The organism is Streptomyces sp. NPDC102283, assembly GCF_044766265.1.
GTDB lineage: Bacteria > Actinomycetota > Actinomycetes > Streptomycetales > Streptomycetaceae > Streptomyces.
Genome location: NZ_JBIWLQ010000017.1, coordinates 54,190 through 66,336, shown reverse-complemented (window position 1 = coordinate 66,336; position 12,147 = coordinate 54,190). Strand labels below are relative to the sequence as shown.

Annotated in this window: 14 protein-coding genes and 3 pseudogenes; 6 read left to right on the top strand and 11 right to left on the bottom strand. The window is 71.8% G+C overall.

Annotated elements, in window-relative coordinates; all coding sequences use genetic code 11:
* Position 1: 1 nt before the first annotated feature.
* On the bottom strand, positions 2 to 892 hold the full coding sequence (locus ACIRJT_RS28950) for an FAD binding domain-containing protein (protein ID WP_403914670.1): 891 nt from the start codon (positions 890 to 892) through the stop codon (positions 2 to 4).
* Between the two features lie 337 nt (positions 893 to 1,229).
* Between ACIRJT_RS28950 and ACIRJT_RS28945 the strand changes: the two genes are divergently transcribed.
* Complete coding sequence (locus ACIRJT_RS28945) at positions 1,230 to 2,981, top strand: PucR family transcriptional regulator (protein WP_403914899.1); 1,752 nt, start codon at positions 1,230 to 1,232, stop codon at positions 2,979 to 2,981.
* A gap of 173 nt (positions 2,982 to 3,154) precedes the next feature.
* Positions 3,155 to 3,937 (top strand): hypothetical protein, encoded by a 783-nt coding sequence (locus ACIRJT_RS28940; protein WP_403914668.1) that lies wholly within the window; start codon positions 3,155 to 3,157, stop codon positions 3,935 to 3,937.
* A gap of 44 nt (positions 3,938 to 3,981) precedes the next feature.
* On the opposite strand, the gene ACIRJT_RS28935 is transcribed toward ACIRJT_RS28940, so the two are convergent.
* Positions 3,982 to 4,848, bottom strand: a complete 867-nt coding sequence (locus tag ACIRJT_RS28935; RefSeq protein WP_403914665.1) for a GntR family transcriptional regulator — start codon at positions 4,846 to 4,848, stop codon at positions 3,982 to 3,984.
* Between the two features lie 146 nt (positions 4,849 to 4,994).
* On the opposite strand from ACIRJT_RS28935, the gene ACIRJT_RS28930 reads away from it, so the two are divergent.
* Together ACIRJT_RS28930 and ACIRJT_RS28925 are read left to right on the top strand one after the other, a co-directional pair.
* Positions 4,995 to 5,843, top strand: coding sequence for a (2Fe-2S)-binding protein (locus ACIRJT_RS28930; RefSeq protein ID WP_403914662.1), 849 nt, complete (start codon positions 4,995 to 4,997; stop codon positions 5,841 to 5,843).
* A 192-nt stretch (positions 5,844 to 6,035) separates the two neighbouring features.
* Positions 6,036 to 7,136: a DUF2637 domain-containing protein gene (locus ACIRJT_RS28925; RefSeq protein WP_403914659.1), complete on the top strand. Its 1,101-nt coding sequence runs from the start codon at positions 6,036 to 6,038 to the stop codon at positions 7,134 to 7,136.
* A 27-nt stretch (positions 7,137 to 7,163) separates the two neighbouring features.
* On the opposite strand, the gene ACIRJT_RS28920 is transcribed toward ACIRJT_RS28925, so the two are convergent.
* Positions 7,164 to 7,628, bottom strand: a complete 465-nt coding sequence (locus tag ACIRJT_RS28920; RefSeq protein ID WP_403914656.1) for an ATP-binding protein — start codon at positions 7,626 to 7,628, stop codon at positions 7,164 to 7,166.
* Positions 7,629 to 7,885: 257 nt separating this feature from the next.
* Between ACIRJT_RS28920 and ACIRJT_RS28915 the strand changes: the two genes are divergently transcribed.
* Positions 7,886 to 8,320, top strand: a complete 435-nt coding sequence (locus tag ACIRJT_RS28915) for a ribonuclease domain-containing protein (RefSeq protein ID WP_403914653.1) — start codon at positions 7,886 to 7,888, stop codon at positions 8,318 to 8,320.
* Between the two features lie 52 nt (positions 8,321 to 8,372).
* Here the strand turns inward: ACIRJT_RS28915 and ACIRJT_RS28910 are convergent, their stop codons facing one another.
* The 7 genes and pseudogenes from ACIRJT_RS28910 to ACIRJT_RS28880 form a co-directional block, all read right to left on the bottom strand.
* Complete coding sequence (locus ACIRJT_RS28910; protein WP_403914650.1) at positions 8,373 to 8,765, bottom strand: DUF6193 family natural product biosynthesis protein; 393 nt, start codon at positions 8,763 to 8,765, stop codon at positions 8,373 to 8,375.
* An 85-nt stretch (positions 8,766 to 8,850) separates the two neighbouring features.
* Positions 8,851 to 9,051, bottom strand: a pseudogene (locus ACIRJT_RS28905) (transposase); the annotation flags it as partial.
* Positions 9,052 to 9,207: pseudogene (locus ACIRJT_RS28900) on the bottom strand (transposase); the annotation flags it as partial.
* Between the two features lie 95 nt (positions 9,208 to 9,302).
* On the bottom strand, positions 9,303 to 9,779 hold the full coding sequence (locus ACIRJT_RS28895) for a hypothetical protein (protein ID WP_403914648.1): 477 nt from the start codon (positions 9,777 to 9,779) through the stop codon (positions 9,303 to 9,305).
* A 73-nt stretch (positions 9,780 to 9,852) separates the two neighbouring features.
* Positions 9,853 to 10,452 carry an HD domain-containing protein gene (locus ACIRJT_RS28890; RefSeq protein WP_403914645.1) on the bottom strand — a complete coding sequence of 200 codons (600 nt, stop codon included), beginning with the start codon at positions 10,450 to 10,452 and terminating at the stop codon, positions 9,853 to 9,855.
* 78 nt (positions 10,453 to 10,530) lie between these two features.
* Positions 10,531 to 10,662, bottom strand: a complete 132-nt coding sequence (locus ACIRJT_RS28885) for a hypothetical protein (RefSeq protein ID WP_403914643.1) — start codon at positions 10,660 to 10,662, stop codon at positions 10,531 to 10,533.
* A gap of 124 nt (positions 10,663 to 10,786) precedes the next feature.
* Positions 10,787 to 11,119, bottom strand: coding sequence for an SCO4225 family membrane protein (locus ACIRJT_RS28880; RefSeq protein WP_403914640.1), 333 nt, complete (start codon positions 11,117 to 11,119; stop codon positions 10,787 to 10,789).
* A gap of 233 nt (positions 11,120 to 11,352) precedes the next feature.
* Here ACIRJT_RS28880 and ACIRJT_RS28875 point away from each other — a divergent pair, with 233 nt between their 5' ends.
* Complete coding sequence (locus ACIRJT_RS28875; protein WP_403914637.1) at positions 11,353 to 11,652, top strand: hypothetical protein; 300 nt, start codon at positions 11,353 to 11,355, stop codon at positions 11,650 to 11,652.
* A 141-nt stretch (positions 11,653 to 11,793) separates the two neighbouring features.
* Here ACIRJT_RS28875 and ACIRJT_RS28870 read toward each other — a convergent pair.
* Positions 11,794 to 12,146 (bottom strand): annotated as a pseudogene (locus ACIRJT_RS28870) (transposase); the annotation flags it as partial.
* Position 12,147 lies beyond the last annotated feature (1 nt).

Here is a 12,147-nt window from a genome sequence, read left to right as displayed (position 1 = left end):
GTTACGCAGCTCCTTCCAGCGTGCGGCCCGCGCCGCGGTACTGCTCCCAGGTCCAGCCGAGCGTGCGGCGGGCCATGATGCCGACCGCGTGCCTGCGGTACTTCGCCGTGCCGCGCACGTCGTCGATCGGGTTGCAGGCGCCGGACGCGAGGGCGGCGAACTGCTTGGCGATCGCGGGGGTGATGATCTTTCCGTTCTCCCAGAACCCGCCCTCTTCGAGCGCGGCGTTCAGGAACTCCTCTGCTTCCTTGGCCCGGACGGGCGTCGGGGCGGCGGAGCCGATGCCGGTGCGCACGGTGCGGGTCTCGGGGTGCAGGGCGATACCGAACGCGCACACGGCGATGACCATGGCGTTGCGGGTGCCGACCTTGGAGTACTGCTGGGGTCCGTCGGCCTTCTTGATGTGCACGGCGCGGATCAGCTCGTCGGGCTCCAGGGCGTTGCGCTTGACCCCTGTGTAGAAAGCGTCGATGGGAATCAGCCGCGTTCCGCGTACGGATTCGGCCTCGACCTCGCAGTCGGCCGCGAGCAGGGCCGGGTGGGCGTCACCGGCCGGCGAGGCGGTGCCGAGGTTGCCGCCGACGCCACCGCGGTTGCGGATCTGCGGGGAGGCGACGGTGTGCGAGGCGAGCGCCAGGCCGGGCAGCTCGGCGCGCAGGTGTTCCATGATGCTGCTGTACGGCACGGAGGCGCCGAGCCGCACGCTCTCCTGGCCCACCTCCCACTCGGACAGCTCACCGATGCGGTTCAGGTCCAGGAGGTACTCGGGCCGCCGGTGGTCGAAGTTGATCTCGACCATCACATCGGTGCCGCCCGCGATGGGCACAGCTGTGGGGTGCTCGGCCTTGGCGGCGAGCGCCTCCTCCCAGCTGGCGGGGCGAAGGAAGTCCATGAGTGGCTCTCTTCTTCTCAATCGGGTCGTTCGCTGGGGCTGGGGACGGCCGGCCCTCGACTGGCTCGTTCATATGGTGTTCACGTGGTGTGTGGCCCAGTACACAAGCCCCGCTCCTGGCGGTGCAGTCACCGAACCACTGAAGGAGTTGGCTGGTGTCCGCCCTCGTCTTGTAGATTCGAACGAATGGCGGGATTCAGTAACCTCGCCGCAATCGACAGATACCCGTTCGTCCCACGGTCCCCCCACCGGGCGGCCTCCTTCACCCACTTCCACCTTGACCTGCTCCTTCACGAACTTCACCTGCTCCCCCTACGGAAAGATCGGCGGCGACGAGATGCGGCTGCGCGCACTGCTGGAGACCGACGCGCTGGGCCTGCGGCTGCTCGGCGGCGAGGACGAGCTGGACCGCTCGGTCCGGGGCGTCATGACGACCGACCTGCGCGATCCCAGCCGCTACCTCTCCGGCGGGGAGCTGGTGCTCACGGGCCTCGCCTGGCGCCGGGACGCGGCGGACTCCGAGCCGTTCGTCCGGATCCTGGCGGGCGCCGGGGTGGCCGGTCTCGCGGCGGGCGAGGCGGAGCTCGGCGACATCCCCGCCGATCTGGTCGAGGCGTGCCGGCAACACCGCCTCCCTCTCTTCGCCGTGCATGAGACCGTTGCTTTCGCAACAATCACCGAGTACGTCGTACGCCAGGTATCCGGCGAGCGGGCAGGCGATCTGGCGGCCGTGGTGGACCGGCACCGGCGGCTGATGACCTCCGGCCCGGCGGGCGGCGGCCCCGAGGTCGTCCTGGACCTGCTCACCTCCGACCTGGACCTGCGGGCGTGGGTCCTCTCCCCGACCGGCCGCCAGATCGCCGGGGCGGGCGCCCCGCTGCCCGGGCCGCTGGGCGCGGCGCTGGCCGGGCACCACCTGGCCGCGACCCGCACCGGCCGCCGGGGTCCGCACCGGGCGGCGGTCGCCGGTACGACGTATTCGCTCTTCCCGATCCGGAACACCGGCCGGGGCGCGATGCCCGCCGCCCGCGACGTACGGGAGTCGGTGCTCTCCGACTGGCTGCTGGCGGTAGAGGCCGACGCCTCGGACTGGCCCGCCGCGCGGCTCGATCTGCTCCAGGGCGTCACCCAGCTGATCGCGGTCGAACGCGACCGTCGCGACGCGGCCCGCACGGTACGCCGCAGGCTCGCCCAGGAGGTGCTGGAGCTGGTCCAGGCGAGCGCCGCCCCGGCCGAGATCGCGGCCAGGCTGCGAGTCGCCGCACCGGTCCTGCTGCCCGGCCTCGGCCTGGCCCCGCAGTGGCAGGTCGTGGTGGCCCGGGTCGACTGGAGCGCCGGGGGCCAGCCGGTCGCCGCGGGCGACATCGCGAGCGGCCCGGTGGCCCAGGCGCTCCTGGAGGAGATCCTCGTCGACCCGGCGGTCGGCGGCCCCGACTCGGCCGACCGGATCGCCGTCGCCCACACGGGTGAGGAGGCCATCGCCCTGGTGCCGCTGCCCGCGCCCACCACCGTGGCCGCGGAGTCCGGGGAGGGCGATTCGGGCGATGCCGCGCGGGCGGGCGCCAAGGACGCCGACGCCCTCGACGCGGAGCCCGGACTGCACGCCGACGCGCTGCTCGCCTCCGTGCGCGAACCGCTCTCCGCGGGACTCGCCGACGACGGCCGGCTGACACTGGGTGTCAGCGCCGCCGTGCATTCCGCCGAAGGGCTGCGCGGCGCCCTGGAGGAGGCCCGGCACGCCCGCCGGGTGGCCGCGGCCCGTCCGGGGCGGGTCTGCGCGGCCGGCCACCACGAGCTGGCCTCGCACGTGCTGCTGCTGCCGTTCGTCCCCGACGACGTCCGGCGCGCCTTCACCGCCCGGCTGCTGGACCCGCTGCGCGAATACGACCGGCGCCACCGGGCGGAGCTGATCGAGACGCTGGAGGCCTTCCTGGACTGCGACGGATCCTGGACCCGCTGCGCGGCCCGGCTGCACCTGCACGTCAACACGTTGCGCTATCGCGTCGGGCGGATCGAGCAGTTGACGGGGCGTGATCTTTCGCGCCTGGAGGACAAGCTCGACTTCTTCCTCGCCCTGCGCATGAGCTGATCTTCCGGCCGCGCCCGGGGCCCGGGAGGGCACCGTCGCGCTCCGGCCGATTGTGAAATCTTTCACCTGACATTGCCCGGACCCCTTGGCCCGGCGTGCCAATCCGTGCTGAGATGCGCCGTACCCAACAGCACAATGGCGCGCTCGGGGAGGGCAATGTGGCGCATACCGCCATGTCTGGTTCCGGAACGACAGCAGATGACGATCCGCCGCTCCAGACCGCGGTATGGCGGCTGCGCTCACGCGCCTGCTGGACGGACGCGGCCGCACTGCTGGAGCACGACGCGAGCACCGATCCGGCCGCCGCTCTCCAGCGCACCGCGCTGCTGACCGAGCGGTGCCTCTACACCGGAGCGGGCTGGACCGACGCCGAGGACGCCCTGCGCACGGCGGAGGCCGTCGCCCGCAGCGACGACGAGCGCGGGTCGGCCGCTTCCGAACGGGGCCATCTGGCGTACGCCTCGACCCTCCTGGCGGTACGGGACCGGGCCGACGAGGCGAGCGTGGCGCTCAGCCGGTCGGCGGCGCTGCTGGCGCCCGCGTCCCCGGCCCGGCCGCTGCTGGACTTCCGGCGCGGGCTGATCGCCCAGAACATCGCGGAGTCGCCACAGTCGGCGCGAGCCGCGTTCCGCCGGGCCCACGCTGGCGCGGTGGCCCGGGGCGACGAGCTGCTGCTGTCGTCCACCTGGCGGCATCTGGCGGCGCTCGCCCTGCGCGAGGGAGAGCTGACCGAGGCCCGGCACGGCTTCGCGGAGTCGCTGCGGATCCGGGAGGAGCTGGGGTTCCTGGTCGGTACGGCCCCGGCGCTGATCTCCCTCGCCGAGGCGGAGGAGGAGCCCGAGGCGGCGCGGCTGCGCGCCGAGGCGGGCCGGCTGTTCCGGCTCCTCGGCGGCGTCCCCACCTGGCTGGCCCCGCATCTGGGCCCCCCGGCGCCGCGCACCGCCGAGGCGAGCTGAGGCGGCGACGCCCGCGGCCCCGGGGGTCGCGGGCACCGTCCGGGTCAGCCGTCGGCGCCGGCGAAGTGTTCGCGGACCAGGGCCTGGACGACGGCGAGGTCCTGGGAGACGAGGGCGTCGAGCAGGGCGGTGTGCTCGGAGGCGTCGGCCAGCAGGTCGGCGCGGCGGGTGGCGGGGCCCGATACCAGCGGCCACTGGGAGCGCCGGTGCAGTTCGTCGGCGACGGTCACGAGCTGCTCGTTGCCCGACAGCATGAGGACGGCGCGGTGGAAGGCCCGGTCCGACTCGGCGTAGGCGGCCCGGTCGCCGACGGCCGCCGCGGTGACCGTGGCATCCGCCAGCGGGCGCAGGCCGCTCCAGCGGTGCGCCGGGACCGTACGGGCCAGGCTCAGCATCACCGGGACCTCGATCAGGGCCCGCACCTCGGCCAGTTCCGCGAGCTCGCGGGGGCCGCGTTCGCTGACCCGGAATCCCCGGTTCGGCACGACCTCGACGGCTCCCTCGACGGCCAGCCGCTGCATGGCCTCGCGCACCGGCGTCGCGGAGACGCCGAAGCGGGCGCCGAGCGCGGGGGCGGAGTACACCTGGCCGGGCACCAGCTCGCCGTCGACGAGGGCGGCGCGCAGGGCGTCCAGGATCTGGCCGCGAACGGAGTGGCGCTGGACGGCACGCGGCGCGGGAGGCTCACTGTGGGTGTGCTCGCCCCGGGCGGCCTGTTCCCCCTCGACCGGGCGTCCGCCCGCCTGCTCGGCTCCGGCCCGCCCGAATCCGGACTGCTCGACTCCGGCCCGCTCGCCCCGGGCCCGTTCCGGCACGCGGCACTCCGGCATCCGGCGTTCCGCCGGAGTGCGCGGGAACGCTCCGGGGGCGTACGCCGGACGTGCGCCCTCACGCGCGCTGCCCTGCTCCACCCGGACCTCCTCCGCCTGCCGCGGACCGACTCGCGTGCGCCGGACCTCCTGTGCACGATAGAGGCAGGAGGCTGCGGTTCAAACATCGATGGCATCGGGTAAGGTAAGCCTTACCTGCAAACGATCCCGATTCGGTGGTCCCCTGCATGACCCTCTCACCGCCGTTCACCGGCACCGCGACGTCCCCCGTGACCGCCGCGTACGCCCGCCTGACCGAGGTGTTCCCCGGCCTGCGGGCCGACGTGCTCGACGGCGACGCCGTGGCCCCGTCCGGAGCGGGCTGGGTCGGCGCGGCGGAGCTGGCCGGCGGCGGTCACGCCGTGGACGCCTTCCTCGCCTGGGACAACGCCCAGGTGCTGCGCGACTACGGGCAGCAGGCCCGCCCGGACGTGGTGGCGAGCTTCGGTCTGCACCGGTACGCCTGGCCCGCCTGCCTGCTGGTGACGGTGCCGTGGTTCCTGCAGCGCAGGGTGCCACGGATCCCGGTCGAGGACGTGGCCTTCCAGCGGGCACTGGGGCACCTGACCGTGCGGGTCCGGGAATTCGCCTGCCTGCCGGACGACCCGGCCGCGGCGCTGCCCGGGGCCCGGGTCGTCGCGGACGAGGCGGCGCTGCGGGCCGAGGTCCTGGCCTCCCTGACCGAGCACCTCGGTCCGGTGCTGGAGGGCTTCGGGCCGCGCATGCGGCGCGGGAAGCGGGCCCTGTGGGGGATGGCGACGGACGAGATCGTCGAGGGCCTCTGGTACATCGCGCATCTGCTGGGCGAGGAGCGCCGCGCGATGGCCGAGCTGGAGCTGCTGCTCCCCGGCACGACGAAGCCGTACGTCGGCACCGCGGGCTTCCGCGAGCTGACCGGGCCCGACGGGCGGTCGCTGCCGACCCGGGACCGGGCGAGCTGCTGCCTCTTCTACACCCTGCGCCCCGAGGACACCTGTGTGACCTGCCCGCGTACCTGTGACGCGGACCGGGTGCGGAAGCTCGCGGCGGCTTCCTGATCCACACCGCCCGTCCGGATGACGTGGAATCGAACACAACTCGCCTTCACCGGGCGGCCGTTCGACAAGATTCCACCCATCGATAGCCTCTCCCACCCCCATGGCGTGCTCTTGTCCCGAAACCACCGGAGCGGGACGGGAATTCCGTCACGATGGCGCACGAAACGCCCTACGTGACGCAAGGGACCGCGCATGAGACTGACCGACATATCGCTTGACTGGCTGCTTCCGGGCGCCGTACTGCTCGTGGGGGTCATGGCGGCGGTGACGGTGGTCGCACGCGGCAAGCGTGCCGCCGGCAAGGCCGCGGCCGACGACTCCTGGGAACGCAGCGAGGAGCGCCGCAGACGCAAGGAAGCGCTGTACGCCACCGCCAGTTACGTCCTGCTGTTCTGCTGCGCGGCGGTCGCCGCCGCGCTCTCCTTCCACGGGCTCGTCGGCTTCGGCCGGCAGAACCTGAACCTCACCGGAGGCTGGGAGTACCTGGTCCCGTTCGGACTGGACGGGGCCGCGATGTTCTGTTCCGTGCTGGCCGTACGGGAGGCGAGCCACGGAGACGCGGCGCTCGGCTCGCGGCTGCTGGTGTGGACGTTCGCCGGGGCCGCGGCCTGGTTCAACTGGGTGCACGCCCCCCGGGGCATGGACCACGCGGGCGCACCGCACTTCTTCGCGGGGATGTCCCTCTCGGCCGCGGTGCTCTTCGACCGCGCGCTGAAGCAGACCCGCCGCGCCGCACTGCGTGAACAGGGCCTGGTGCCCCGTCCGTTGCCGCAGATCCGGATCGTCCGCTGGCTGCGGGCGCCCAGGGAGACCTTCGGCGCCTGGTCGCTGATGCTCCTGGAGGGCGTCCGCACCCTGGACGAGGCGGTGGACGAGGTGCGGGAGGACCGCAGGGAGCGCGAGCAGGACCGGCTGCGCCGACGCGACCAGGAGAAGCTGGACCGGGCCCGCATCAAGGCCCTGAACCGGCAGAACCGGGTCTGGGGGCGCGGTGGACGGGGCGAACGGCAGGTGGACGTGCCCGCTCTCGCCCCAGCATCGGGCGGCACGGCACCGGCCGTAGCGGAGCCCGCCATAGCGGAGCCGGGTCAGTTGCCTCTGCGACCCCGGCCATCCCTGCAAGCCGTCGGCCCGAAGCAGGCGGACGGCCCGGGCTCGAAGAGCCTGGACGCCTCGGGCCGGGGAAGTGACCCGCGGACCGTCGACCTCACCACTGAGGACGACACCCAGACACTCCCCCGCCTCGACTCGCTGGAACAGAAACTGAAGGATCTGGAGCAGCAGTTCGGCTGAGCGCGCCTCGCGGCGGAGGGCCGCCCCTCAGGGCCTTCCGCCGTGCAGCTCGAACCAGACGACCTTGCCCAGACCCTGTGCCTCCACGCCCCAGGCGTCGGCCAGGCTCCGGACCAGGACCAGGCCCCTGCCGTGCGTACCGTCGTCGGCGTTCGGTACGTACGGCGCGGGCAGGCCCTCCGACGCGAAGTCCTGGACCTCAACGCGCAGCCGGGCGCGCGTCGCCGTGGCGGTGACCACGGCCCCGTGCCGGGTATGGATGAGGGCGTTGGTCACCAGTTCGCTCACCAGCAGCTCCGCCGCCTCGGTCTCCTCCTCGTCGGAGCGGTGCCGGAGGAACTCCCGCAGCTCCCGGCGCACTTCGCCCACCGCCGACCGCTCCGTGTGGCCCACCCTCCGGCGCATCCGGGCCGGCGGTGACGCCTCGCCCGGTCTCCGCCCCCGGGGGCCGCGCCCCTCGATGACCGTGGTCCTCTTCTGACGCTTCGCCATTTCCCCCGCCCGCACAGTGAACCGACCTCCCCTGATCCGACTGCCCGTCGAACAGCCTCACGGGATGCATGCCCTTGTACGCACACGGTCACGCTTGTGGAATCGTCAAGAGGTGAACGATCGGGAGCGGCGAGGGGCGCACGGAACATCCCACCCGCGCACGCCATCACCACATAGGCGCAGCTTTGGTCAACGTCCGGCGAATACGGCCGAGTCGGCGTTGACGACCCGACTTCTACGCGCGTCATCATGATGGCATGCGCATCCCCCCACGCATCACCCGGTTCGGCGGCTCGGCCGCCCTCCTGTCCGTCGTCCTCCTCGCCTCGGGCCCGGTCACGGCCCAGGCAACCACCCCGGCCCCCGCCCCCACCGCCCACTCCGCGACCGCCTTCCGGACCGCCGCGGTGGGCAGCATCTGCCACTCCGCGCTGCCGTCCCAGGCGCACGACACCCTGGACCTCATCGAGCAGGGCGGACCGTTCCCGTTCGAGCAGGACGGCACCGTCTTCCAGAACCGCGAGGGCCTGCTGCCCGGCCGGTCCAGCGGCTACTACCACGAGTACACGGTCATCACCCCCGGCTCCGACACCCGCGGCGCCCGCCGGATCGTCACCGGTGACCAGGTCGAGGAGGACTACTACACCGCCGACCACTACGCCTCCTTCGACCTGGTCGACCACGACTGCTGATGCTCTCCGCGGAGTGTCGGCCGGACCCGGACGAAAGGCTTCAGCTTGTCGTTCAACCGTTGAGGTGGCCTTGGGCTGCCTGCTCGTGGGCAGCGAGCTCATCCGGCGTGCCGAGGAAGGCGGGCCCGCATCCGGTCGGCAGGTGTTCCACCACCATGGCGACGGCTTGCTCAGCCGTCTCCGCAGGCCCGACCGTCTGGGAACGTAGAGGTCCCGAGATCCAGTAGCCACCGGCGGCTGCAGGTTGGATATAGGGGATGCCCCACGTCCACCGCTGTTCAGTGCACCGGCTGAAGTGCAGCTCACCCATTCCAGTCCAGGGGAACAACTGCCGCAGTCTCGGTTCAGCGTAGGGGAGGTCCAACAGTTCCGGACGGACGCGTCCGTCAGCGCGGACCGCGCGCCAACCCGCTTCAACCCTGTCGCTCGATGGATTCGTTGTCATCGAGCCATCATCCACGCCGCGCCCTTGGCATCACGAGGTGGGAGACGTGCCCGCTCATCGCGGTTTCGTGGTGGGCGGGCCGAGCCTACGCCTCACCGGTGGCCAGAACTCCGCCTACCTCGCGGCGGGTGGCGGGCCGTTGGTTCTTCGAGCCCGGCGGGCGTCCGGGGCCAGGGCGGGTGGGTTTCGGTGCACCGGCCGGAGTGCCCGTTGTCGTGCGGAGGTTCCGGAGCCCGCGCCGGACCCGCGTCGGGGTGAGTTTGTGCGGGGGCGCCGGTTTCTCCCAGGTCCCGGCATCCGGCCGAAGCCACGGTGAGACATCGACGGCCAACACCAGCCGGCCGTCCGCGGCCCTCGGCAGCGGCACCCCGGCCAAGACCCGCCGCAACCGGGCGACGTCCACCCGTCCACGGTTGAGACCCGCGTAGAGGGGGCCATGGCCCCCCACAACGCACATGATCACACCGAGGCCGCACCACTGCTTCATCGCCCACTGGTAGTCAACTGGCCTTTCGGCAGCGGACGTTGAAAACAAGTTCAGGTCCTGCCCTCAAACCCTCTCGCGGGGGTGCGTGCGCCACCGAGGAAGGCTGCGAGCCCGGTGTCGAAGTCCATGGAGGACGGAACGAACAGGACGGTCCGGTCCGGTGCGACGTACACCTTGCCGCCGCCACGCCCGGTCTGTACGACACACACGCCCGCGCCGTCCGGCAGCTCGACGACGTTCACCCCCGCGCCCGGTGCGAGACCGAGGAACCTCTCTCCGGCCTCCGCCAGTTGCTCCGCACCGGCCCTCGGCGGGGAGGGTGGAGGAGGCTGGTCGGTCACGCCTGCCTTCAGGTCCCGGGCCTTGCAGCCGCACCCGCCGGGAGGCCGGGCCTGCGAGCTCGCCGCCCCTTGCTCGGGGAAGCAGGCCTCCTCGTTGCTGTGCACATGGATCTGCCCCAGACAGGGCGGGCCGCCGAACGCCGGCGGCCGGCACACGACCTCACGCCGACAGTACGCACACTGCATGACCTCTCCTCGTCCCCGGGTAGCTTTCACGCCCGGCCGCAACCGCAGGGCAACACGTGGGCCACGCGCGGGTTCAACCCTGATCGAGCGGGTTCGACATGGCCCGTTCGGGCCACCCTCCCGCTACCAACTCCGCCGCCGCGCATCCCGGTTTGCGCTCCGCCTGCCCTTGGAACAGGTGCACGAAGGTCTGGGCGAAGCCCCGTCGGGGGTACGCCTCGACGAGCGCGTCCCTGAACGTCGCCTCGAAGGCTTCCAGCCCCGCCCCGGAGACGCCCGCGCTGGTCCCCACCTGCAACAGCCGGCTCTCCACGTCCACTTCCGGCGCGACGTCGTCCCGCATATGGAGCACGATCAGCTCGGCCGCCCGATCACGCCTCTCGGTCGGCCAGCCGAGACCGGCCGTGAAGACCCGCGCCAAGTGGCCACCAGCCTCCTCGAACGACAGCGTGTGACTGTCAAAAGGCGGAGTGAGAGCCAAGTCGTGCAGCAACGCCGAGACGAAGAACAGCTCCCGGTCGAAGTCGAGGCCACATGTCTCCGCCCAGGCCGCGCCGAAGAAGTACGACCGCACGGAGTGGTGGTACAGCGCGGCGTCAGCGTATTCCTCACATACCAGTCGCGCTGCCTCCGCCGCCCGCCCCGCAGGTACCCGCACTCCCGCGACCTCCATCAACATCTGCCTGCCCCCTCGCAACCGAACACGAACTCGCGAGGTGCAGCTTAGACAGATCCGAACTCCCACTGCCGGTCAGCCGATCGCGCGCAGCGCCAACCGGACGACCGCCATGAGACCCCGCGCGATCCATCCGAGCAGACCCACCTCTGCGGCCAGCTCGGCGGCATCCATCGCGGTCTCCCCTTTGTCCGCCTTGTCCATCACCCCGGAACGGCACCGAGAGCAGGAGCGAGGCCAACGCCGCTTCTGAGCACCGCACTTCTCGCACGTCGTCATGCCGTCCATTCTTCTCGCGGTCGCGGACCGCCGGCAGGCGGGGGCAGGGGCTTCAGGCGCTGATAACGCCGTTCCCGGTGCCGTGGGCGCGCCGCTCGGTGACGTGGCGGTACAGGGCACCGAGCGCGAAGGCCTGCACGATGGCACCGATCGGGATCGCGATCAGGCCCACGGGGCCGGTGAAGGGGACCAGCAGCGAGATCGGGGCGGTCACCAGGAAGGCCCACACTCCGGCGAAGCCGGCGTCTCCGGAGGAGGCGGCGAAGTAGGTGTCCGCGGCGACCCACAGGCACACCGCGAGGACAACGCCCAGGTATCCCAGAGCCAGAGGGTTCGCCAGGTAGTGGCGGAGGTTCCGCGGCATCGAGCGCGAGGTCTTGGCCATGTGGGATCTCCTGGAAGTGCCGGTACGCCCGGTGCGGTGACGGTTCTGCTGACGACCTCGACCATGCCGTCCGCAGGGAGTCGCCACATGAGCATCCATACTCACGTTCGCACCCGTGCACTCGCTGTGGTGCCCTCGTCGGGCCTAGTCCGACGGATCATGGCACCTTCACCTCTCCGTTCGGCCACGATGGTGTGGGGCGCGAAGCCTCACCGATCGGAAGGACTGGTGCAGTGGCGATCAGCCCACGACTTGAACGACGGATCCGGCGCGACTTCCCTGAGCCGGGCTCTGCCCCGGAGATCATGCGGTTGATCGACGAACTACCGGACACCGCGGGCTATGGCGCGGAGCACTTCGCGAGCGAACGCGTCCAAGCTGCGATCGTGCTGATCGCCCAGGGGAGCGCCCATCGGCTTCGTGAGGCCGTACGACTCGCCATTACCGACTGGCGCGACCTGCTGATCGCGGCTGAGTTGGCTCACGAAAGCTGGCCCGACCGCTTGCGCGCCGAACTGGGGCCTCGAACGTGATCGGGCTCGGAGCCAGAGACGGATCGAGGCAACGGTGACAGCGCCGTGGAAGACGTACCAGCACGCGCTGGGCCCGAGAAGGGGGGCCCTGGACCGGCGAGGCACTCGCGGCGCCTGAGCAGGAAGATCCACCTCGCCTGCGTGGTCCCGCACAATCGTCGAGTCGACGTACACGATCGACCGGTCGACCTCCCCGACCGCATCCGAGGCTGCTGGACGTGGGCCAGGAACTGGTATCAGGTCCCGTCCGCCCAACAGTGGCGGAGCCGTTCGTAGACCGTCTTCCACGGCCCGTACCGTTCCGGCAGGTCCCGCCGGGCGGCACCCGTGGACAACTTCCACAGGATGCCGTTGAGGACCCGCCGCCGGTCCCGCACCGGCCGCCCCATCCGAGGCGCAGCCGGCAACGGCCCGACCGCTTCCCAGCCTTGATCAGTCACTTCATGACGACGCACCACGAACGGTCCTACGCCCCACCGACATTGCGGGTCAATA

Excerpts from the sequence above, each read along its gene's own strand:
- ACIRJT_RS28945 (WP_403914899.1), top strand. The coding sequence starts at position 1,230 with ATGCGGCTGCGCGCACTGCTGGAGACCGACGCGCTGGGCCTGCGGCTG.
- ACIRJT_RS28880 (WP_403914640.1), bottom strand. The coding sequence starts at position 11,119 with ATGGCCAAGACCTCGCGCTCGATGCCGCGGAACCTCCGCCACTACCTG.
- ACIRJT_RS28920 (WP_403914656.1), bottom strand. The coding sequence starts at position 7,628 with ATGGCGAAGCGTCAGAAGAGGACCACGGTCATCGAGGGGCGCGGCCCC.
- ACIRJT_RS28915 (WP_403914653.1), top strand. The coding sequence starts at position 7,886 with ATGCGCATCCCCCCACGCATCACCCGGTTCGGCGGCTCGGCCGCCCTC.
- ACIRJT_RS28950 (WP_403914670.1), bottom strand. The coding sequence starts at position 892 with ATGGACTTCCTTCGCCCCGCCAGCTGGGAGGAGGCGCTCGCCGCCAAG.
- ACIRJT_RS28930 (WP_403914662.1), top strand. The coding sequence starts at position 4,995 with ATGACCCTCTCACCGCCGTTCACCGGCACCGCGACGTCCCCCGTGACC.
- ACIRJT_RS28925 (WP_403914659.1), top strand. The coding sequence starts at position 6,036 with ATGAGACTGACCGACATATCGCTTGACTGGCTGCTTCCGGGCGCCGTA.
- ACIRJT_RS28890 (WP_403914645.1), bottom strand. The coding sequence starts at position 10,452 with ATGGAGGTCGCGGGAGTGCGGGTACCTGCGGGGCGGGCGGCGGAGGCA.
- ACIRJT_RS28910 (WP_403914650.1), bottom strand. The coding sequence starts at position 8,765 with ATGACAACGAATCCATCGAGCGACAGGGTTGAAGCGGGTTGGCGCGCG.
- ACIRJT_RS28895 (WP_403914648.1), bottom strand. The coding sequence starts at position 9,779 with ATGCAGTGTGCGTACTGTCGGCGTGAGGTCGTGTGCCGGCCGCCGGCG.
- ACIRJT_RS28940 (WP_403914668.1), top strand. The coding sequence starts at position 3,155 with ATGTCTGGTTCCGGAACGACAGCAGATGACGATCCGCCGCTCCAGACC.